21 protein-coding genes, 1 rRNA gene and 1 other RNA gene are annotated in these 19,691 nt (G+C 33.3%); 20 read left to right on the forward strand and 3 right to left on the reverse strand.

Annotated features, from left to right (window positions below; genetic code table 11):
* Positions 1-39: 39 nt before the first annotated feature.
* The 3 genes from upp (at position 40) to nth (ending at position 2,172) form a co-directional block, all read left to right on the forward strand.
* Complete coding sequence (upp, locus tag CBF37_RS08580; RefSeq protein ID WP_125984339.1) at positions 40-669, forward strand: uracil phosphoribosyltransferase; 630 nt, start codon at positions 40-42, stop codon at positions 667-669.
* Positions 670-784: 115 nt separating this feature from the next.
* Positions 785-1,501, forward strand: coding sequence for a DnaD domain-containing protein (locus CBF37_RS08585; protein ID WP_125984340.1), 717 nt, complete (start codon positions 785-787; stop codon positions 1,499-1,501).
* A gap of 2 nt (positions 1,502-1,503) precedes the next feature.
* Positions 1,504-2,172, forward strand: a complete 669-nt coding sequence (nth, locus tag CBF37_RS08590; protein ID WP_125984341.1) for an endonuclease III — start codon at positions 1,504-1,506, stop codon at positions 2,170-2,172.
* 102 nt (positions 2,173-2,274) lie between these two features.
* Here the strand turns inward: nth and CBF37_RS08595 are convergent, their stop codons facing one another.
* Together CBF37_RS08595 and recU are read right to left on the reverse strand one after the other, a co-directional pair.
* On the reverse strand, positions 2,275-4,476 hold the full coding sequence (locus CBF37_RS08595; RefSeq protein ID WP_125984342.1) for a PBP1A family penicillin-binding protein: 2,202 nt from the start codon (positions 4,474-4,476) through the stop codon (positions 2,275-2,277).
* Complete coding sequence (recU, locus tag CBF37_RS08600; RefSeq protein ID WP_125984343.1) at positions 4,469-5,092, reverse strand: Holliday junction resolvase RecU; 624 nt, start codon at positions 5,090-5,092, stop codon at positions 4,469-4,471. The genes CBF37_RS08595 and recU overlap by 8 nt, the downstream gene beginning before the upstream one ends.
* A 262-nt stretch (positions 5,093-5,354) precedes the next feature.
* Here recU and gpsB point away from each other — a divergent pair, with 262 nt between their 5' ends.
* The 12 genes from gpsB to CBF37_RS08655 all read left to right on the forward strand — a co-directional run bounded on the left by gpsB (position 5,355) and on the right by CBF37_RS08655 (position 15,305).
* Positions 5,355-5,768, forward strand: coding sequence for a cell division regulator GpsB (gene gpsB / locus CBF37_RS08605; RefSeq protein WP_125984344.1), 414 nt, complete (start codon positions 5,355-5,357; stop codon positions 5,766-5,768).
* Positions 5,769-5,789: 21 nt separating this feature from the next.
* Positions 5,790-6,167: RNase P RNA component class B (gene rnpB, locus CBF37_RS08610), an RNA gene on the forward strand.
* An 85-nt stretch (positions 6,168-6,252) separates the two neighbouring features.
* Positions 6,253-7,416: a THUMP domain-containing class I SAM-dependent RNA methyltransferase gene (locus CBF37_RS08615; RefSeq protein WP_125984345.1), complete on the forward strand. Its 1,164-nt coding sequence runs from the start codon at positions 6,253-6,255 to the stop codon at positions 7,414-7,416.
* Positions 7,406-8,896 (forward strand): carboxypeptidase M32, encoded by a 1,491-nt coding sequence (locus CBF37_RS08620; RefSeq protein WP_125984358.1) that lies wholly within the window; start codon positions 7,406-7,408, stop codon positions 8,894-8,896. The genes CBF37_RS08615 and CBF37_RS08620 overlap by 11 nt, the downstream gene beginning before the upstream one ends.
* Before the next feature lie 116 nt (positions 8,897-9,012).
* Positions 9,013-9,891: an ROK family protein gene (locus CBF37_RS08625; protein WP_125984346.1), complete on the forward strand. Its 879-nt coding sequence runs from the start codon at positions 9,013-9,015 to the stop codon at positions 9,889-9,891.
* 136 nt (positions 9,892-10,027) lie between these two features.
* The gene (locus CBF37_RS08630) at positions 10,028-10,924 is read left to right on the forward strand and encodes a fructose bisphosphate aldolase (protein ID WP_125984347.1); all 897 of its coding nucleotides are present in this window, start codon (positions 10,028-10,030) and stop codon (positions 10,922-10,924) included.
* Positions 10,925-11,027: 103 nt separating this feature from the next.
* The gene (locus CBF37_RS08635; protein ID WP_125984348.1) at positions 11,028-11,978 is read left to right on the forward strand and encodes an aldo/keto reductase; all 951 of its coding nucleotides are present in this window, start codon (positions 11,028-11,030) and stop codon (positions 11,976-11,978) included.
* Positions 11,979-11,981: 3 nt separating this feature from the next.
* Positions 11,982-12,674, forward strand: coding sequence for an NAD(P)H-dependent oxidoreductase (locus CBF37_RS08640; RefSeq protein WP_125984349.1), 693 nt, complete (start codon positions 11,982-11,984; stop codon positions 12,672-12,674).
* Positions 12,667-12,843, forward strand: a complete 177-nt coding sequence (locus CBF37_RS11655) for a hypothetical protein (protein WP_165866674.1) — start codon at positions 12,667-12,669, stop codon at positions 12,841-12,843. Before CBF37_RS08640 ends, CBF37_RS11655 begins: the two co-directional genes overlap by 8 nt.
* Positions 12,844-12,908: 65 nt before the next feature.
* Positions 12,909-13,490: a hypothetical protein gene (locus CBF37_RS08645; protein ID WP_125984350.1), complete on the forward strand. Its 582-nt coding sequence runs from the start codon at positions 12,909-12,911 to the stop codon at positions 13,488-13,490.
* Positions 13,491-13,668: 178 nt separating this feature from the next.
* Positions 13,669-14,547, forward strand: a complete 879-nt coding sequence (locus CBF37_RS08650; protein ID WP_125984351.1) for an ATP-binding cassette domain-containing protein — start codon at positions 13,669-13,671, stop codon at positions 14,545-14,547.
* On the forward strand, positions 14,547-15,305 hold the full coding sequence (locus CBF37_RS08655) for a hypothetical protein (protein WP_125984352.1): 759 nt from the start codon (positions 14,547-14,549) through the stop codon (positions 15,303-15,305). Before CBF37_RS08650 ends, CBF37_RS08655 begins: the two co-directional genes overlap by 1 nt.
* Positions 15,306-15,329: 24 nt before the next feature.
* Here the strand turns inward: CBF37_RS08655 and CBF37_RS08660 are convergent, their stop codons facing one another.
* Complete coding sequence (locus CBF37_RS08660) at positions 15,330-15,794, reverse strand: methylated-DNA--[protein]-cysteine S-methyltransferase (protein WP_125984353.1); 465 nt, start codon at positions 15,792-15,794, stop codon at positions 15,330-15,332.
* A 75-nt stretch (positions 15,795-15,869) separates the two neighbouring features.
* Between CBF37_RS08660 and CBF37_RS08665 the strand changes: the two genes are divergently transcribed.
* The 5 genes from CBF37_RS08665 to CBF37_RS08685 all read left to right on the forward strand — a co-directional run.
* The gene (locus tag CBF37_RS08665; protein ID WP_125984354.1) at positions 15,870-17,264 is read left to right on the forward strand and encodes a bifunctional metallophosphatase/5'-nucleotidase; all 1,395 of its coding nucleotides are present in this window, start codon (positions 15,870-15,872) and stop codon (positions 17,262-17,264) included.
* The gene (locus tag CBF37_RS08670) at positions 17,261-17,881 is read left to right on the forward strand and encodes a YutD family protein (RefSeq protein ID WP_125984355.1); all 621 of its coding nucleotides are present in this window, start codon (positions 17,261-17,263) and stop codon (positions 17,879-17,881) included. Before CBF37_RS08665 ends, CBF37_RS08670 begins: the two co-directional genes overlap by 4 nt.
* Positions 17,882-17,889: 8 nt before the next feature.
* A complete protein-coding gene (locus CBF37_RS08675; RefSeq protein WP_125984356.1) occupies positions 17,890-18,654 on the forward strand; it encodes a TIGR01457 family HAD-type hydrolase in 765 nt (254 codons plus the stop codon).
* 1 nt (position 18,655) lies between these two features.
* Positions 18,656-19,291, forward strand: coding sequence for a TIGR01906 family membrane protein (locus CBF37_RS08680; protein ID WP_165866675.1), 636 nt, complete (start codon positions 18,656-18,658; stop codon positions 19,289-19,291).
* A 322-nt stretch (positions 19,292-19,613) separates the two neighbouring features.
* A 16S ribosomal RNA gene (locus CBF37_RS08685) occupies positions 19,614-19,691 on the forward strand; the annotation flags it as partial.

The raw sequence follows: 19,691 nt of genomic DNA on the forward strand, positions 1-19,691 counted from the left end.
TACAATAGATTAGATAAAAATTTAAGGGAGCGAACTAACATGGGAAAATTTCAAGTAATTGATCATCCGTTGATCCAACACAAGTTAACTATTATCAGAGATAAAAATTGCGGAACTAAAGTTTTTAGAGAAGTCGTTGATGAAATTGCTATGTTAATGGCTTATGAAGTATCACGCGACATGCCTTTGGAAGATGTTGAAATTGAAACACCGATTTGTAAAAGTATCCAAAAAACATTAACAGGAAAAAAAGTGGCGATTATACCAATTCTTCGTGCCGGTATTGGTATGGTAGACGGCATGCTCGAATTAATTCCGGCAGCAAAAGTTGGACATGTTGGCTTGTATCGCGATCATGATACTTTAGAACCTGTTGAATACTTTGTTAAATTACCGGCAGATATTGCTGAGCGTCAATTATTAGTTGTTGATCCGATGCTGGCAACTGGCGGATCAGCTATTATGGCTATTGATTTACTAAAAAAACGAGGTGCAACAAATATTAAATTTGTCTGCTTAGTAGCCGCACCTGAAGGAATTAAAGCTTTGCAAGAAGCACATCCTGATGTAGATATTTATGTCGCTGGTTTAGATGAAAAATTAAATGAAGACAGCTATATCGTTCCAGGTTTAGGAGATGCAGGCGATCGTTTATTTGGAACAAAATAAATAGATAACAGCTAATCATGAAATTTATAAAAATAAACATATGGAATTCGGACAACTGAATTCTATATGTTTTTTCTTTTTTCACGTATAATAATTATTGAACGGAGTGTGTTTTATGGATCAAACATTAAAATATTTATTAACTGTTAAACAAACAGTAATTTCTAATTTTATTTTAGATTATTACCGAATAATCGGTATGACAGATGAAGAATTTATTTTATTTATGCAATTAATGAAGTATAACCAACAAGGAATCTATTTTCCTGAGTTAAGCGATGTATCGTATTATACAGGTTATAGTACGGATAAGATTTTTCAATTAATTCAGACAATGGTTAATAAGAAATATTTATCAATTGAAACAAAAATTAATGAACAAGAAAAAAAAGAAGACTATTATGATCTTACTTTAATTTTTGATAAAATAATTCTTGCAAAAAATCAAAATGAGAATAAACAGGTAAAGAATAATCATGATAATGAAGTATCCAAACTATTTCAACAATTTGAAAAAGAATTTGGCCGTCCTTTATCTCCAATGGAGCTAGAAACGATAAATCTGTGGTTGACAGATGATCATTATCAAGTTGACATTATTTTATTAGCTTTACGGGAAGCTGTTTTAAATCAAGCATATAGTCTAAAATATATTGATCGTATTCTACTATCTTGGGAACGAAAAAATTTAACATCGAAGCAGCAGATTCAAGAGGATCAGAAAAAACGTTTAAAAGCAGTTGATGAAAAAAGAGGTCAGACTACACAAGAAGAGATTTTACCAGATGTTCCTCTATTTAATTGGCTTAATCCGAACGAAAGAGGTGAATAAATATGTTATCAAAAAAAAAGACGATGGAAGCATTAGGTTTGATGCGCGATATGTATCCTGAAGCCAAGGGTGAGTTGCGAGCAGATACGGATTTTCATTATTTGATTGCTGTTATCTTAAGTGCCCAAGCGACAGACGTATCCGTCAATAAAGCTACACCCGCATTGTTTGAGTCATATCCGGATGCAAGGTCTTTAGCCGATGCTTCATTAGAAGATGTGATGGATTTAATTAAAACAATTGGACTTTATAAAAATAAAGCAAAAAATATCATAAAAACGGCTAAAGTCATCTCCAAAGAGTATGATGGAAAAGTTCCTCAAACAATTACTGAATTAATAAAGCTGCCAGGGGTTGGCCAAAAAACAGCAAATGTTGTGGCGGGCGATCGTTTTGGTGTTCCAGCGGTCGCTGTGGATACACATGTCGAAAGAGTGAGTAAAAGACTGTACATCTGCAAACAGTCGGCATCAGTGAAGGAAGTTGAAGAAACACTTGAATGTAAAATTCCACGCGAATTATGGGTTACAGCACATCATACTATGATTTTTTTTGGCAGATACCATTGTACGGCCAAAAAATCCAAATGTGAGGCTTGTCCGTTACTACATCTTTGTTATGCAGGCCCAAAGATATTAACTAAACGTATGGAGAAGGTAAAAGAATCATAAAGTTTACTTAAACTGCTAAATTTAAAAGAATAACTAAAGGAAAACCTGCAATATCATCTACTAAGATTGATATTGCAGGTTTTTACAGTTATTCAGTTAATTTTATTCTCTTTCCTGATTATCTGGCTGTTCGACAGGTTCTTTTGAATCGGCCGGTGCAGGTGTAGATTCTTTAGGTTCTTCTCTTGGGGAAGAGGATACCAGCGGTTGTTGAGAATTATTTGGTTGTCTTGATGCTGGAGTTCTTGCACCTTGCTGATGATCAGGGACAACATTTTCTTCAGGTGTCTCATCGTAATAGTAATTATTATCTTGAGAATAGCGATTATATGTTGATTGAACAGGTGCTGCACTATTTAAGTGTCCCTTAATATAATATTCATTACCTACTTTTACGACATCGTTTGGTTGTTTCCAATCAGTCGGTGCTATTCCCTGATAAAGATAGGTCATGAAATTACGATATATATCCATAGCTAATTTCTGATCTTGGTATGGAATCGGTTTGAAGTAATCATCATATCCGGTCCATACAGCTAGTGAATATTTTGGTGTGTATCCAACAAAAGAGATATCCGGACTGCCAATACCGCCGTCTTTTACTTTAGATAATGCATCGTCAGCATAATTTGAGGTTCCTGTTTTACCAGCTTGGATTATGTTAGGAATTTGCGCTGGAGTACCAGTTCCACGTTTGATAACATCCTTTAAAATATCAGTAATTAAAAACGCAGTGGACTCTTTCATGGCCCGTTCGCCTTTAGGATCGAAGTTTTCCTCTGTTCCATCTTGGTAAACAATTTTATTTATGTATGAGGGTTGGTAGTAAATTCCACCATTAGCAAATGGTGCATAAGCTGCAGCTAACTTTTCAGATTGTGATTGGATGGATATCGCTGATCCTTCATAAATATCAGTGTTCAAACCTAATTTATCAGTAAATTCTTTTGCTTTATCAGTTCCTACTTCATTCAATGCTTTTAACGCAGGTATGTTTCTAGAATCTACCAGTGCTTCCCGCATCGATATGGCACCACGATAAGATTTATCATAATTGTATACAGACTGATGATTAGTTTTATAACGATAGGGTTCATCTACAAAAATTGTTCCTGTCCCTTTGCTTTCATTTTCGATTAATGGTCCATAAGCAACTAGAGGTTTTGATGTTGAACCAATGTCTCGATTTGATTTAGGGTTAGCTGCCCGATTTAGCTTGTACATATCCTGTCCATTTTTACGACCACCAATTTCGGCACGAACATAACCGGTCTTAACATCAATCAGTGTTGCTGATGTTTGAAACTGATCGTCTGGAAAATTAATCGATGTTTCGTCACTATTGACTAAGTTGTACAGGTAGGTCTGAGCTTCCATATCGATATTTGTATAAATATCCAACCCGTCAGTGTTAACGTTTTTCTTCGTTTTCTTTTCAACTTCTTCAACAACTTGATTGATATATGGATCTGCAATGACACGTGATGATGAGTCCTCTTTCATTGGTTGCAAGCCAGCATCAATTGGTGTATCCACAGCCTCTTTGTATTGTTGATCATTGATTTTCTGATTTTCTAACATCTGTTTCAGTACTAAATCACGTCGCTGTTTTGCCGCTTCTTTATTTGTATAAGGATCATAATTATTTGGTGCTTGTGGAATACCTGCTAGTAGAGCATATTCTGGTAAAGTGAGTTTATCAAATGGTTTATTATAATAAACATCCGCAGCTGTCTTCATTCCATACAAGCCGTTTGCCATATATACACGGTTTATATAGTACGTTAGAATTTCATCTTTTGATTTAGTTTTTTCCAATTTTAAGGCCAACCAAGCTTCTTGGGCCTTTCTTTTGTATGTTTGATCTTCTTTTTTCGTTGTAAAATAGGATAATTTTATGAGTTGTTGTGTTAGAGTACTTCCACCTTGCGTATGGTTTCCTTTTAAATTGGACAAAGCCGCACCAGCAATACGGACAGGATCGACACCAATATGTTTTTCAAAACGTTGATCCTCAACTGACAAGACTGCATCTTTTAGTTGAGCTGGTATTTCTGTTGGTGTAATTGCTTCACGTTTCTCTTCACCAATTTCAAACAGCAAATTATTGTTTTTATCGTAAATTTTGGATGATACTGTATCTTCAAGTTTTGCGTAGTCTAATTTTGGTGTGTCTTTGATATAATATCCGAAGATACTGGCACCGACAATGATCGGTACCAAAATAAAGAGAAGGATAATAATTAGAATTGTTGTAATTATATTTCTCTTAGATTTCTTTCGTCGCATTTTTGTATCAGCCATTATAAGAATCTCCTTTTATTATGTGTTGTTCCAAAATTTCTAAATAAGGAATAGCAGGGGAAATTCCTACAAAAATTTCAAAACCAAATGTTTCGATTGCTTCTAGAGGAATCGACTTGCGTCCAGCATTTTTTTGATTATCCCAATAATCAATAATTATATCAGCTTTTATTAAGAAGCACCTATTTAGTGAAGAAAACCAAATTAAAACAAAGACAATGCCACGTTGTTTTAGGCATTGTTTCATATGATTGATCTGATGTTGATGAAAATTATTCAATGGAAAAGATGTTTTGTTTTTGGTTGCTTTTGCCTCAAAATCAAGATAAAATCCCTTATAAACTCCGTTATAGTCAGTTGTTGAGGCTTCTTTAAAATAGGCTTCAGTAACTACTGCAGCACTTCGCTTAGGATAGTCTACTTTAACTATTTGAAGAGGCGTCGGTTTTTTATGAATTACTGCGATACCACGATCTAAATAATAACGATTACTTTGATTGATTTGTTCTTCAAAACTCATACCACGTTTACCGTAATTAATAGTTTTAGATTTATAAAGTTGATGGTTCTGTTTTGCTTGTTGTTGAGATTGTCCATTCGGGTAGTTTACTGCCAAAAGATCACACTCCTAGCATGTATTATATCAAAAACTTCTTTATAATGAAAAGGAATAAAAAAAATCTTAATAATTTATGACGGTTAAATTTAAATAAATTGATTAAAAAGATTGTAAAATCAATTAAAAATGATTATAGTAGATACTAGGTTAGTATCTCTAATACAGATACTTGGTCGATGATTTGGCTGTTCAACAATCGAATCGCATAAATTTGTCGAAAAAATGACAGAACAATTTTTTAGAGGATGAGGTGTAAGTTGTGTCAAAATTAATATATTCAGCACGTGATATTTTACAAAAAGAATTTAAAACAAAAATGAAGGGTTATGACCCAGTTGAAGTTGACGAATTTCTTGATAATATCATTAAAGACTATGAAGCCTACAATCAAGAAGTCATTTCTTTAAAAGAGGAAAATGCTCGCTTGGTTAATAAGGTAGATCAGCTATCACAAAACCAAGCAACATTATCGAGAATGAAACAAGAAATACCAAAATCAAATTCTGCTACGAACTTTGATATTCTAAAACGTTTATCAAATCTTGAAAAAGCAGTCTTTGGTAATAAGCTGAATGAAATTGATGTTACTGTTAATGAACAAGCTGTAAACAGTTTAAATTCAGCTGCGCAAAAAGTGTTAAATGATGATTTAGGTGCAACTAAGCGTTTTTAATTAAATAATTGAATATTTGTAGTTTTCGGATAATCGCAGGATAGAGTAATCTATTTTGAGGAAAGTCCATGCTCGCACAGGCTGAGATGCGTGTAGTGATCGTGCTTAACGAAAAAATAAGTTAAGGTACTTGTTAACTAATGAGTAACGGCAGATAAAATGGCTAAGGTGCTTTGTGCACTATGTCAGAGTAGTCTTGAAAGTGCCACAGTGACGAAGTAATTTTAGAAATAAAATTAGTGGAACGGGTAAACCCCTCGAGCGAGCAACCCAAACATATGGTAGGGGCACCAATCTCAAGGAAATGAACTTAGAGAAGGGACAGTGTATTCTGTAGACAGATGATTATCATCATTATCCGTTCCTGAGGGATAATGATACAAAACATGGCTTACAGAAAACTACAATTAATCAGGTTACCTTCCTTATAATTTTATATGGAAGGTTTTTTTATAAATACAAATAACTAATAAAGGACAAAGAGATGAAACAATTTAAATTAATTGCTACTGCTGCAAGCGGTATTGAAGCATTAGTCGGTAAAGAATTAAGGCAGTTAGGTATTGATTGCGATGTAGAAAATGGTCGTGCTATTTTCACAGGTGATATGCGAACAATTATGATGGCTAATCTATGGCTGAGAACAGCGGATAGAATCAAAATCATTGTTGGCGAATTTGAAGCAAAAACATTTGAAGGTTTATTTGAACAAACGAAGGCTTTACCTTGGGAAGATTTTCTGCCGATGGACGCAGAATTTCCGGTAGCCGGTAAATCTATCAAGTCAACATTATTTAGTGTTTCGGATTGTCAGGCAATTACAAAAAAAGCAATCGTTAGTCGGTTAAGTGAGTATTATTCTCGTTACGGAAGACTTCCAGAAACAGGAGCTAAGTTCCCGATTGAAGTGGCTTTACTTAAAGATAAAGTTACGATAACTTTAGATACTACGGGACCAAGTTTATTCAAACGGGGTTATCGTACAGAAAAAGGCGGTGCACCTTTAAAAGAAAATATGGCAGCAGCAATTATAGAGCTGACTAATTGGCGTAAAGAACGCCCGTTCTATGACCCTGTATGTGGTTCAGGAACTTTTTGTATAGAAGCTGCATTAATCGGTCATAATATTGCACCTGGATTTAATCGTGAATTTCTGATTGAAACGTGGCCTTGGTTTGATAAGAATATAGCGGATACCGTTCGTGCAGAAGCAGAAACACAGGCTGATTATGATATTGACCTTGATATTATGGGAACAGATATAGATGCACGAATGATTGAGATTGCAAAATCGAATGCAGAAGAGATTGGATTAGGCAGTTCTATCGTTTTTAAACAAATGCAATTAAAAGATTTCACAACGACTAAAGAGTATGGCGTGATTGTTGCTAATCCACCGTACGGCGAGCGTTTAGGCGAGGAAGAAACTGTTCAGCGTTTGTATAAGGAGATGGGACAAGTTTATCGTCCACTTGATACATGGAGTAAATATATTTTGACTAGTGATTTAACATTTGAATCACACTATGGTCAAAAAGCAACGAAGAAGCGGAAATTGTATAATGGTGCTTTACGAACGGATCTTTTCCAATATTGGGGCAAGCGTCCGCCAAGAAGGGAACGGACTAATAATGACAATGGAAAATAAATTTTTAGCTTATTTAAAAGAAATTGCTTTGCTCAGTGAAGCAGGAGGGTTAGCGGAGTGGGATGCTCAAACGGGAATGCCTGAAGAAGCGGCAGAATATCGTGCAGAGTTAAGTAGTTATTTAGCGGGTCAAGCCTTTGATAAAGCTACCAATCAAACAATGATAGATTTTTTAACTTACTTTAAGAATCATCCAGAAGAACTTTCTGAATTCGGACATAGTGTTTTTGAAAAAGTAAAAGAAGAGTATGACTTAAATGCAAAAATTCCTGCTGAAAAATACCAAAAATTTTCACGATTAACATCGGTTGCCCACAGCAAATGGCTTGAAGCAAGAAAACAAAAAGATTATAAATTATTTAAAGAAGTATTAGAAGAGATAATTGCTTTTGAGAAAGAGTTTATTCCACTATGGCGTAAAGACGAAGCAACACCTTATGATGTGTTACTGAATCAATACGAACCAGGCATGACAACAGCAAAATTAGACTTGGTTTTTGAACAAGTTAAATTAGGGATTATAGAAATTAGAAAAGAATTGGCAGAAAAAGGCACACCCCCAAGAACTGATTTTTTAAAAAGATATGTACCGATACCACAACAACGGAAATTTGTGACACAAGTTGCATCAGATTTAAATTATGATTTCAAACGAGGACGATTGGATGATACTGTCCATCCTTTTATGTTAGATTTAAATCGAAAGGATGCTCGGATAACAACACGATGGGATGTTAACGATTTTTCTATGGCTGCTTTGGGTGTCATTCATGAATCTGGTCATGGAATATATGAACAAAATATTTCAGAAAAATATGACTACACACCATTAGCAGGTGGCGTATCTATGGGAATTCACGAGTCGCAATCTTTGTTTCATGAGATTATAATCGGCGGCAGTGAAAATTTCTGGTCGCGTGAGTTTCCTGTACTCCAACGTTTGACTGGTGATGTTTTTGAAGATATTGATTTAACGACTTTTTATAATGGTTTGAAAAAAACAGAATCCAGTTTGATTCGTGTTGAGGCTGATTCCTTAACATATCCTTTACATATCATTATTCGTTATGAGATTGAAAAAATGATTTTTAATGATAATCTTGATTTAAATGAATTACCTAGAATTTGGAATGATAAATATGAAGAGTATCTAGGTATCCGACCGGAAAATGATTTAGAAGGTATTTTACAAGATGTTCATTGGTCTGGTGGTAGTTTCGGTTATTTTCCATCCTACGCGTTAGGCTATATGTATGCGGCGCAGTTATATCACGCCATGAATCAGGATATTGATGTCGAAGAAATTTTAGCATCGACAGATTATCGTCCAATTACAAATTGGTTAACCAAAAACATTCATCAATTCGGAAGTTCAAAAAAACCGAATCAATTGATTAGAGATGCTACAGGGGAGGAATTAAATCCGCAGTATTTGATAGACTATATGCGGTCATTATATTTTAAAGTGTACGGTATTTAAGCAATAAGCCAAATAATAAAACGTCTTTTGAAAATTAGAAAGGCGTTTTTTTCTGGAATAATCACTTTAATCATGATAACATGTAGGCGTATAAAATTTTAGAGACGAGGGATAAAATGATTTTTGGTGCAATAGAAGCGGGTGGGACTAAATTTGTTTGTGCAGTGAGCGATGAAAATCTTCAAATTTTGGAACGGTCCAGCATACCGACAACGACACCGCAAGAAACAATGGAACATGTCTTCGCTTTTTTTAAAAAATATGAAGTAGATGCAATTGGTATTGGTTCATTTGGACCAATTGATGTTAACCCTAAATCGGAAACTTATGGTTATATTACTAAGACACCAAAACTAGCATGGCAAGATTATCCGTTTTTAGCAGAGATGAAGAAACACTTTGATGTACCATATGGTTGGACGACTGATGTCAACGCTGCTGCTTATGGAGAAATTAGAAAGGGAGCTGCTTTTGGCAACTCAAGTTGTATTTATATAACTGTGGGGACAGGCATCGGTGCAGGCATTGTTATCGATAATAAGGTGATTCATGGTTTTGGTCACCCTGAAGCGGGTCATTTACTAGTTCGACGTCACTCAGAGGACAGTTATGAGGGAAATTGTCCGTTCCATCATGATTGTTTGGAGGGAATGGCTGCTGGTCCAGCAATTGAAAACCGTTTTGGAGAAAAGGCACAGAATTTGGGAGAAACACATCAAGCTTGGGAAATCGAAGCCTTCTATTTGGCTCAAGCTTTAGTAAATTATACATTAACTGTCTCACCAGACAAAATTATCTTCGGCGGAGGTGTGATGAAGCAAAAACAGCTGTATCCATTGATTTACAAAGAATTTGATAAACTAATGAATAATTATATTGTAACACCGCCATTAGAAAATTATATTGTTCCATGTGATTTAGGAGATAATGCTGGTATAACTGGCTGTTTACTTCTGGCGATGGATGCTCTGGAAGAGGATTTAAAACAAAAATAATTATAAGTATAAAAAGCTACTTAGTACAATAAGTTTTTTTTGTGAAAAATATTTAAAGTAAGGGTTATCCTTACTTTAACCTTTTGTTAAATTGTATTATAATATCTGTGATAGTAATAACAAAGGAGTGGATAATATGATAGATGAAAAGAAAATTGATCGTATGAGAAACGGAAAAGGGTTCATAGCAGCGTTGGATCAAAGTGGTGGTAGCACTCCAAAAGCATTATTGGCGTATGGTATTCCAGAAAATACATATCAAACAGAAGAAGAAATGTTTGACATTGTGCATGATATGCGTAAACGCATCATTACAAGTCCTCAATTTACGTCTGAACACATATTAGGAGCAATTATCTTTGAAGGTACAATGAAACGTAAAATTGGTGAGTTGTACACAGGTGAATATTTATGGGATAAAAAACATATTTTACCTCTGCTTAAGATTGATAAAGGCTTAGCAACTGAAGATGATGGTGTTCAACTTATGAAAGATATTCCAGATTTGAATAAAACATTAACTGAAGCAAATGAACATCATATATTTGGTACAAAACAGCGTTCATTCATTTCAAAAGCCAGCGAGCATGGAATTAAAGCTGTTGTAGACCAACAAATTGAGTTAGCAAAAAAAGTTTTTGCAGCTGGCTTAATTCCAACTATTGAGCCAGAAATCGATATTCATAGTCCACAAAAGGGTGAAGCAGAAGTCATTTTAAAAAAATATCTTTTAGAAGAATTGAATAAACTAGCTGATAACGTATTAGTTATGATTAAAGTTAGTTTGCCAAATGTTCCGGATTTTTACAAAGAACTAATCGAACATCCTCGAGTACTTCGAGTATTGGCTTTATCAGGTGGATACAAACGATCTGAAGCTGATAAAAAACTTGCAGAAAATCATGGCATGATTGCTAGCTTTTCGCGCGCATTGCTGGAAGATTTGACGTATCAAGAAACAGATTTTGAGTTTGAGTCAAGCTTGCGTTATGAAATTCAAGAAATTTACGGAGCATCAGTAAATAAAGATTAAATATAAAGAAACGGTTAGGGGCTTTGTCCTCTAGCCTTTTATTTTTCTTTTTATTTAAGAATTTGTTACAATAATGTCATAAATAATTATGGAGGGAAATTGTATGAAAAAAGTACCAGTTGGACAAACTGATGTTTTAATTACAGAAATCGGCTTAGGAACAAATGCCGTTGGCGGGCACAATTTATACCCTAACCTTGATGAAAGAGTAGGTAAAGACTTAGTTCGTGAAGCTGTTAAAGCAGGAATAAATTTTTTAGACACGGCATATATTTACGGTGAGGGCCGCTCGGAAGAGTTAGTTGGTGAAGTAGTCTCTGAATTTAAACGAGAGGATATTGTCGTCGCCACAAAAGCAGCACACTTGCCTAATGGTAATGGTTTAAGCAATCTTCCTGATTTTTTAGAGAAGAGCGTCTACGATGCACTTAAACGACTTAGAACAGATTATATTGATATTTTTTATATCCATTTTCCTGATGAGAATACAAAAAAATATGAAGCTGTAGGTAAATTACAGAAACTTAAGGAGAAAGGAATTATTCGCAGCATTGGTGTTTCAAATTTCAATATGGCACAATTAACTGAAGCTAATCAAGATGGTTATGTGGATATTGTACAAGATGAATATAATTTGCTTGTTCGTGATAAAGAAAACACAGTGATGCATTACGCGAAAGAAAATGAGATATCATTTATTCCGTATTTTCCATTAGCATCTGGTTTATTAACAGGTAAGTACAGTTCAAATGTTACATTTCCAAGTAATGATTTACGAGTAGGTCAGGATTTCTTTAATGAGCCTTTATTTAGCAAAATCATTAAATCAGTGGATAAATTAAAACCGATTGCTGTTAAATATGAAACGACAGTTACTAACTTAGTTTTAGCTTGGTATCTAAGTCGTCAGGATATTACAGCTTTAATCCCTGGTGCGAAAAATAAGGATCAGGTTTTAGCCAATAGGTCAGCAGAGAAAGTAAGTTTAGAAGTGACTGACATTACGTTGATTGATACCCTGTTTTCGCTTGGAAAATTTAATAAAGAAGGTTAGCATGTGATAAAAACCATTGTCATTGTTGGACATCCCAGCCCTGCTGATTCGGGGTGTCAGCAATTTTTAAGAGAATCTGCTCAATTGGAGCAAGTTGAATACTACATTGCTACCAATCAAATGGATTATCAGCAGGTTAAAAGAGTCCAAGAACATCTTGTTGAGTTTGATAGAATTATTTTTCAATTTCCAATGTACTGGTATAGTGTACCTGGTCATTTTAAAATGTGGATTGATACTGTTTTTGAAAACAGTGAAAGAAATAATTTGTTTAGTGGAAAAGAGTTTGGTTTGGTGATTAATTATGGTGTCAAATCCTCTGATTTTCAAGCCGGACGAAAGGAACGGTACACCTTATCAGAATTATGTAGGCCTTTTGAGTCTTTTGCTAATAAATTAGGTATGATATTTTTACCGATATTTTCAATCTCGCAGTTTTATTATTTAACGTCATCCGAGATGAAAAGATTGGCGGTTGATTATCAACAGTATCTGACTAAAAAAAATTCAAATGATTTTTTGTCCAAAGAAGTGTGGATACAGCAGCGATTAAATTTATTTGCAGTACAAGAAAAAGATGATAAACGATTACGAATTTTTAAACATATCGTTGATCACATAGCATCAAATCGTGATCAATTATCTTCTTTAGAAGAATCATTAACTTGGATAAAGGAAGAAAGTAGTTATGAGTAATGATGAATGGATAGTTCAACAAATTGATGCGTTAATTTTATCAAGTAAAAACTATATAGAGATCGCAACATTGGAGTCTGCAAAAGAATTGATACTGGAACAATCTAAACGTATTGAACAACATACAGCTGAATTAGATGGCAGCTTGTGGAGTCCAAAAGAATGGTAACTCGCTGAAATTTCAGAATAGATATAGTATACTAGATATTAATTAAAGAAGTTGCGGGTGAAGTTATGCGTAAAGTAAAAAAATTAGCGATTATAGTGTTTTTGTTTTTATTAGCAGGATGTTCAGCCAAAGAAACCTCAAATTTGGCAAAAACAAGTAATAGTGAGTCAAAGATTATGAGAGAAAATAAAAAAAATAATCATGCAGCTCTTAAGAGACAGTATGTTGTAAATAATATGTTAGTAGGACAATCCAAAATTAGTTTTAACAACCAAGAATTTTCTCATTTATCTGATGGAAAGTTTACTAAATCATTATTATGGGGAACATTTCGAAGCGATAAATACCCTGATGTGTATCTTCAAATTAATGCAGCAGATAAAGAACAGCCGATTTACGGTGAAATTAATGGCTACGAACTTGAAGGGGTTAATTGGGATAAACCATCAGCAGTTCAATACGTAAACGTTATGGAAGAGGCACTGCAATTTTCTAAAGATAAAAAATCATTACTATATAAAGGACGGACTGGTGACGTTATTTTTTCTGTATCTTTATTTGGTGATGAAAAATTAACAGATAGAGAAGTATTAGCATTAAAAAAAATATCAAAGAGTATTAAAGTTGAGTTTGTCGGTGAAACATAATAAAATAATCAGCTGTTTTTGGATAATGAACATTATTCAGTTTAGCAGCTGATTATTTTATTTATGTCAAAACACTGGATTTCTGTTATGTTTTGTTATATGTTTGTTATGATATCGTAATGTTCCTATCTTAATATGTGAAGGGGAGTTTGTTTATCGAAAGAAAGGAATTAGTGACATGAGTATTCAATTAAAAGAAGTCTCAAAGTCAGTTGAAGGGTTATTAATTTTAAACGATATAAATCTAACACTGGAGAATAAAACAATCTACGGTTTAATCGGGCAAAATGACTCGGGGAAAACGACTTTATTACGTATTTTAGCTAATTTACGATTTGCGTCTGAAGGGTATATTGAAATTGATGGAAAGGATGTTGAAGAATTCCCAAGAATTATTTCCAAAATATATTTTCAATCGCAAGATAATATTTATCCGAAACATGCCAAGCTTAAACGGATTATTAAGTTAATTAGCGGATTTTATTCAGGATTTCATATAGATTATTGCCAACAGTTGTTAAAGAAATACAACTTAAATGAGTCTGATATCTTTAATAAATTATCGATAAAAAAACAAATGCTTTTTAGAAGCTGTTTGGCTTTCAGTATAGATACTGATTATATATTACTAGATGACCCAACATTTTCACTGGATGCAAGCTATCAACATGAATTATTTAATGATTTAAAAGCAAGTTATAAAAGATATCCAAAAACATTTGTCTTATCAACTCATTCAATTAATGAGATTCAAGACTTAGTTGATAATATTATTATTATTGAGGATGGTCAGATTATTGTTGAAGATAAAGTCCAAGATTTAATCGAACAGGTTTATATGCTTGAAGGGTCAGAGCGCGATATGCGTGACTTCCTAAAACAGAGAAATGTTTTAGGACAAGAATATGTGGAGGGCAATATCCGTGCCTATGCACGTTTAACAAAAGAAGAAGTGTCGAATGCAGGGCATTTGCAAATTCAAACAATGGATTTGCAGGAGTTGTTTATTCGTCTAACCAGAAATCCCTTTAAAGAGAGCAAGGGGGATGAGAAATAATGAAACAGAAAAATATTATTGTGAAACAAATGTTGTCATATTATTTAAAATCTTTTGTAGTTTTTTTGGTAATCTATATGGCGGGATCATCTTTAGCTTATGCATTAACGAGATTTACTACGAATGATATTAGAATGATTAGTGTGAGCTATAGCTTTTATGTATTTATTTTTATAGCGACATGGTTGTTTTTTCTTAAAAATATTACTTTTTATAGTTATCATTCGATAGCACGTATCGATATATTAAAGCAGGGAGTGTTTGGTCAATTCTTTTTTTCACTGATTGCAAGTTTTTTACTAATAGCTATGAATGAAGTTGCGGCGTTGGCACATTTTAGTAAATTTATGGCATCATCCCGAGCAATTAAATCGGTGTATGTGGCACCGTTAGGAGTTAATCAGATATTGAATCTGATTATTACAGGATTATTTTTGATGATTTGCCTTTTTACAGTTATGCAAATAGCTAATTTATTTGCGATCATTGCTTATTCTTGGAAAATGAAAAAAATTTTAATTGTACTAATATCTAGTTTGATCATTATACTCTTGGTAGTTATCAGTATTCGTTATTGGACCTCACAAATGTACTCATATGGTATCGCTGCTTTAGGATTTCTAACAGGTACGGGACAAAACCTAGTTCCATCGATTGTCCTGCCACTAATTGTACTACTGATTGTTTTAATTTTTGTTTTAATTTTTAATTCAAAAAAAATTAAAAAAATTCAAATTAACAAAGAAACGACGTTTTAGTTAAAAGAACCTGTGACAACTGTGTCATAGGTTCTTCTTTTCTAAATCAAGCAAGTATTTTTTTATAGTTAGTCCATCAGATGATGCGCCAAAAAAGCCCGATACCTCTCCACTTTTTTTAATGACACGATGGCAAGGTAGTAATATAGGCAGTGGATTGAGTCTTAGAGCTTGTCCGACTGCTTGATAAGCTTTTGGTGAGCCAACCATGTTTGCAATATCTTGATAGGTTCTAGTTTCACCATATGGAATTTCTTTAAGACTAAGCCAAACTTTTTTTTGAAATTGTGTGCCGTTTTTGATAAGAAAGGGTGTTTTAAAGGATTTTAAGTTACCGTTAAAATATAGCGTTAATTCATTGCTGAATTCTGTTAAAATAGAATTATCATTTGTCGAATGCTTTTTAAGCGGTGTAAATGATAGTGTTGTAATAGCATTATGTTCAGCATTTATATAAATTGTGGTAGGTTCAATCTTGAATGTTAACATATAAGCCTCCTTTAAATATTCTTGATAAATTTATCATAATATATAAATAAAATTGGTGCAAAGGTCGTGTTTTATATGCAACAAATTCGTTTTATCCATACGAATGATATTCATTCCCATTTTGAAAATTGGCCGAGAATTCGCCGCTTCATTAAACAGCAGCAAAAGGATGCTGTCCAAAAAGGAGTAGATCATATTACTTTAGATATAGGTGACTTTATGGATAGGCAACATCCACTAACTGATTATACTAATGGTCAAGCTAATGTTCGATTGATGAACCAAGTAGACTATGATGCAGTGACTATTGGAAATAATGAAGGTATAACTAATAGTCATGCTCAACTGAATGATTTATATAATAAAAGTAATTTTGATGTGGTATTAAGTAATCTAAAAGATAAAGAAATTAATGATACGCCAAAATGGGCAGTAACACATAAAATAATCACTACAAAAAATGGAATTAAAATCGGTATTATGGGGTTGACTGCCCCGATGACTTTAACCTATGAGCCTTTTGGTTGGCAAGTATTAGATGTCGATGTAATGCTGGCAAAAGAGTTGACGGAGTTGAAGGAAGAACAGGTAGACTGTATTGTTTTATTATCGCATTTAGGTTTACCGGTTGATAAGCATATTGCTGATGGATTTCCTTCTATAGATATCATTTTTGGGTCACATACTCATCATTTACTTGAAAATGGTCTAATGCGAAATGGTGTTTTATTAGCTGCAGCAGGTCGATTTGGTGAGTATATCGGAATTGTAGAAACTGTGTTGGATGATAATACTAATACAGTGATTAATAAAATTGCATCAGTTACCAAAACAGAGGATTTACCCATGCAAAAGAGTGATTCGTTTGAAATAAGAGAGTTAGAAATGTTGGGATTAAATGGCTTAAAGAATCAAGTGATTACAGTTTTGAAACGTCCACTTCTTAGAGAAGATAGCTCTTTGATCAGCTTGACTGCTGATGCGATGAGAAGTGAAGGTGAAACTGCAATCAGTTTTATCAATTCAGGTCTGTTTCTAACTGATTTATTAGTAGGAAATTTAACTGCTTTAGATTTACATCAGTGTTTACCACATCCGATGAACTTAATAAATGTTAAGTTAAAGGGAAATGAACTAATTAGATTGGTTCTTGAAATAGAGAAAAACAGAGATTTCTTAAGAAATTTTCCTATTGTAGGCATGAAGTTTCGCGGTAAAGTATTTGGTGAAATGTGGTATCATGGATTGAAATACGATACATTAACAAAAAAAGTGATTTTTCCAGATGGAAGTTTTGTGAAAGCTGATAGATTCTATACGGTCACTACAGTTGATCATTTATTATTTCTACCGTTTTTTCCAACATTAGAGTTGGCCGGAGAGACAACCCTACTTGGACCAAAATTTTTACGAAATGTTCTTGGCGATTACTTAAAAAAGATAAATAGTGACGAGCAGGTGAGAAAATGAAAAAAGAACAAGAATTAGAAATAGAACAAGAAGATAGCGAATTAACTGAAGCAGATATTGAGCGACAACGGCTAATCGACTCATTCAATGCAGATGATTTTGCACTGGGAAATGGTACTTATCGAGTGATTTTAGATTATCGTGAAGGATTTGATTATGGAAAAGTATTAGACCGCTATCAGGAAATTTTAGCAAAGTATGATTATATTGTGGGAGATTGGGGATATGACCAGCTCCGATTAAAAGGTTTTTTTAAAGATGACTTTAAGAATGCCGCAATTGATGCGAAAATAAGTCATTTAGATGACTATTTATATGAATATTGTAACTTTGGATGTGCTTATTTTATTATTGAACAGACCGGTGAATTTCAAAGAAAAGGTAGAGATACGTCAGGTCATGCTTCTAATAAAAAAAATCGTAATAAAAAAAACAATGCTAAACAGCAAGCACATGTAAAAGAAAAGAAAATCGAGAAAAACAATAATCGAAAAAAAGATAAATTTAAAAAGGCAGATAAACAAGTAAAGGTTAAACAGGATTCTAATAATAAACAGCTAAAAAATCCAAGGAAAGACAAAGCAAGAACATTTACGATACGACAAAAAGAAAGGTGAGATTGATTTTGAAATATAAGGGATATTTGATTGATTTAGATGGTACTATTTATTTAGGAGAAAAGCCGATTGAGGCAGGGAAAAGGTTTATCGATTACTTAAAAAAGGAAAGTATCCCTTTTTTATTTGTTACGAATAATACAACGCGATCACCTGAACAAGTTGTGAAAAAGTTAAAAGATGTTTGCCAGATAGACGTACCAGTTCAATCAGTATATACAGCAAGCAATGCGACTGTAGATTATATGAAAGAAAAAAAATTAGGCAACAGAGTCTATATTATAGGTGAAATGGGCTTGATTGAAGCAGTTAAAGAGGCCGGTTTTATTATTGATGATGAGACCCCTGATTATGTAGTAGTTGGTCTTGATACTGAGATAAATTATGACAAATTAACAAAGGCAACTTTAGCAATTCATAACGGCGCACATTTTATTGGTACAAATCCAGATAAAAATATACCAACTCATTTAGGATTACTGCCGGGTGCGGGTTCACTAATTTCTTTAATAGAAACAGCAACACAGACTAAGCCTGTAATAATTGGTAAACCAAAATCTATTATAATGGATGGTGCACTTAATATTTTACATTTAAAGAAAAAGGATGTCATTATGGTAGGAGATAACTATGAAACAGATATTAGTGCGGGGTTAGATAATAACATTGATACGCTTTTAGTATTGACAGGTTTTACAAAATCAGGAGATGTTCCTAATTTAAAAGAAAGACCAACGTTTATAATTAATTCACTGGATGAATGGAATTTTTAATATGTATAAAGTGAAACAGAACCTTAGTATTTTGTTTATCTTTTTATTTGTTATTTCGTTATCTGTCGCCATTACTATTAATTCTAAATGGTTGTTTTATTTTGATATTGATTACCTGAATATCACTGATAAAGTTGATTTAACTAGAGCTGATATTGTTAAAAATTATCGTGTTTTATTAGATTACTTAAATTTGTTTTGGCATAAACAGTTAGTTTTACCTGATTTTTCAAGTTCAATATCGGGAATTAGACATTTTCGAGATGTAAAAATGTTATTTCAATTAGATTATATTATATTGCTACTTACAATTGTTCCAGGAATTTATAGTTTGGTGAAAATGTATCGTGCTAATACTTTGTGGCTCATAATGACACCGATTAAATATTTCTTCATTATTTTAGGGGGATTAATCTTTGGCCTCATTATTGGATTTGATACTTTCTTTAATTTGTTTCATGAACTCTTATTTACAAATAACGATTGGCTGTTTGATCCTGTAAAAGACCCAATAATCTGGATATTACCACCTGAATTTTTTATGCATTGCTTTATTCTTTTTTTTATTTTGCTACTAGTGTTTACTATAAGTATCTATATAATAGCTAAATATCAGTTCAAAAATATTATAAAATAATAATTTTAAAGAAAATTATAAAAGTTCTTGCAATTGAGTAAGAATATTGATATATTATTACATGTCGCTAAGACGTATTATATTTAGAACGATAAATTATGACAATTAAATTTTAAAAAAATATTGACAAAATATTATTCGGAATGGTATGATATAAAAGTTGTTACGACAACAATTTAGACCTTTGAAAACTGAACAAAGTAAGACAAACCAAATGTGTAGGGCGTTTTTACGAAAGTAAAAACAAACCATATTTAGTGAATAACAATTCGTTAGCAAGTTTTAAATTAATGAGCTAAACATCGCAAGATGTTATCATACTTTTATTGAGAGTTTGATCCTGGCTCAGGACGAACGCTGGCGGCGTGCCTAATACATGCAAGTCGAACGCATTTCTTTT

The organism is Vagococcus vulneris, assembly GCF_003950515.1.
In the GTDB taxonomy this organism is placed as follows: domain Bacteria; phylum Bacillota; class Bacilli; order Lactobacillales; family Vagococcaceae; genus Vagococcus; species Vagococcus vulneris.

What these genes read in the sequence shown, in the direction of transcription:
- CBF37_RS08655 (WP_125984352.1), top strand. Translation starts at nt 14,547, where the DNA reads ATGAAACAGAAAAATATTATTGTGAAACAAATGTTGTCATATTATTTA.
- CBF37_RS08680 (WP_165866675.1), top strand. Translation starts at nt 18,656, where the DNA reads ATGTATAAAGTGAAACAGAACCTTAGTATTTTGTTTATCTTTTTATTT.
- CBF37_RS08650 (WP_125984351.1), top strand. Translation starts at nt 13,669, where the DNA reads ATGAGTATTCAATTAAAAGAAGTCTCAAAGTCAGTTGAAGGGTTATTA.
- CBF37_RS08620 (WP_125984358.1), top strand. Translation starts at nt 7,406, where the DNA reads ATGGAAAATAAATTTTTAGCTTATTTAAAAGAAATTGCTTTGCTCAGT.
- CBF37_RS08635 (WP_125984348.1), top strand. Translation starts at nt 11,028, where the DNA reads ATGAAAAAAGTACCAGTTGGACAAACTGATGTTTTAATTACAGAAATC.
- nth (WP_125984341.1), top strand. Translation starts at nt 1,504, where the DNA reads ATGTTATCAAAAAAAAAGACGATGGAAGCATTAGGTTTGATGCGCGAT.
- CBF37_RS11655 (WP_165866674.1), top strand. Translation starts at nt 12,667, where the DNA reads ATGAGTAATGATGAATGGATAGTTCAACAAATTGATGCGTTAATTTTA.
- CBF37_RS08595 (WP_125984342.1), bottom strand. Translation starts at nt 4,476, where the DNA reads ATGGCTGATACAAAAATGCGACGAAAGAAATCTAAGAGAAATATAATT.
- upp (WP_125984339.1), top strand. Translation starts at nt 40, where the DNA reads ATGGGAAAATTTCAAGTAATTGATCATCCGTTGATCCAACACAAGTTA.
- CBF37_RS08585 (WP_125984340.1), top strand. Translation starts at nt 785, where the DNA reads ATGGATCAAACATTAAAATATTTATTAACTGTTAAACAAACAGTAATT.
- CBF37_RS08625 (WP_125984346.1), top strand. Translation starts at nt 9,013, where the DNA reads ATGATTTTTGGTGCAATAGAAGCGGGTGGGACTAAATTTGTTTGTGCA.
- CBF37_RS08630 (WP_125984347.1), top strand. Translation starts at nt 10,028, where the DNA reads ATGATAGATGAAAAGAAAATTGATCGTATGAGAAACGGAAAAGGGTTC.
- CBF37_RS08670 (WP_125984355.1), top strand. Translation starts at nt 17,261, where the DNA reads ATGAAAAAAGAACAAGAATTAGAAATAGAACAAGAAGATAGCGAATTA.
- CBF37_RS08665 (WP_125984354.1), top strand. Translation starts at nt 15,870, where the DNA reads ATGCAACAAATTCGTTTTATCCATACGAATGATATTCATTCCCATTTT.
- CBF37_RS08615 (WP_125984345.1), top strand. Translation starts at nt 6,253, where the DNA reads ATGAAACAATTTAAATTAATTGCTACTGCTGCAAGCGGTATTGAAGCA.
- CBF37_RS08645 (WP_125984350.1), top strand. Translation starts at nt 12,909, where the DNA reads ATGCGTAAAGTAAAAAAATTAGCGATTATAGTGTTTTTGTTTTTATTA.
- CBF37_RS08660 (WP_125984353.1), bottom strand. Translation starts at nt 15,794, where the DNA reads ATGTTAACATTCAAGATTGAACCTACCACAATTTATATAAATGCTGAA.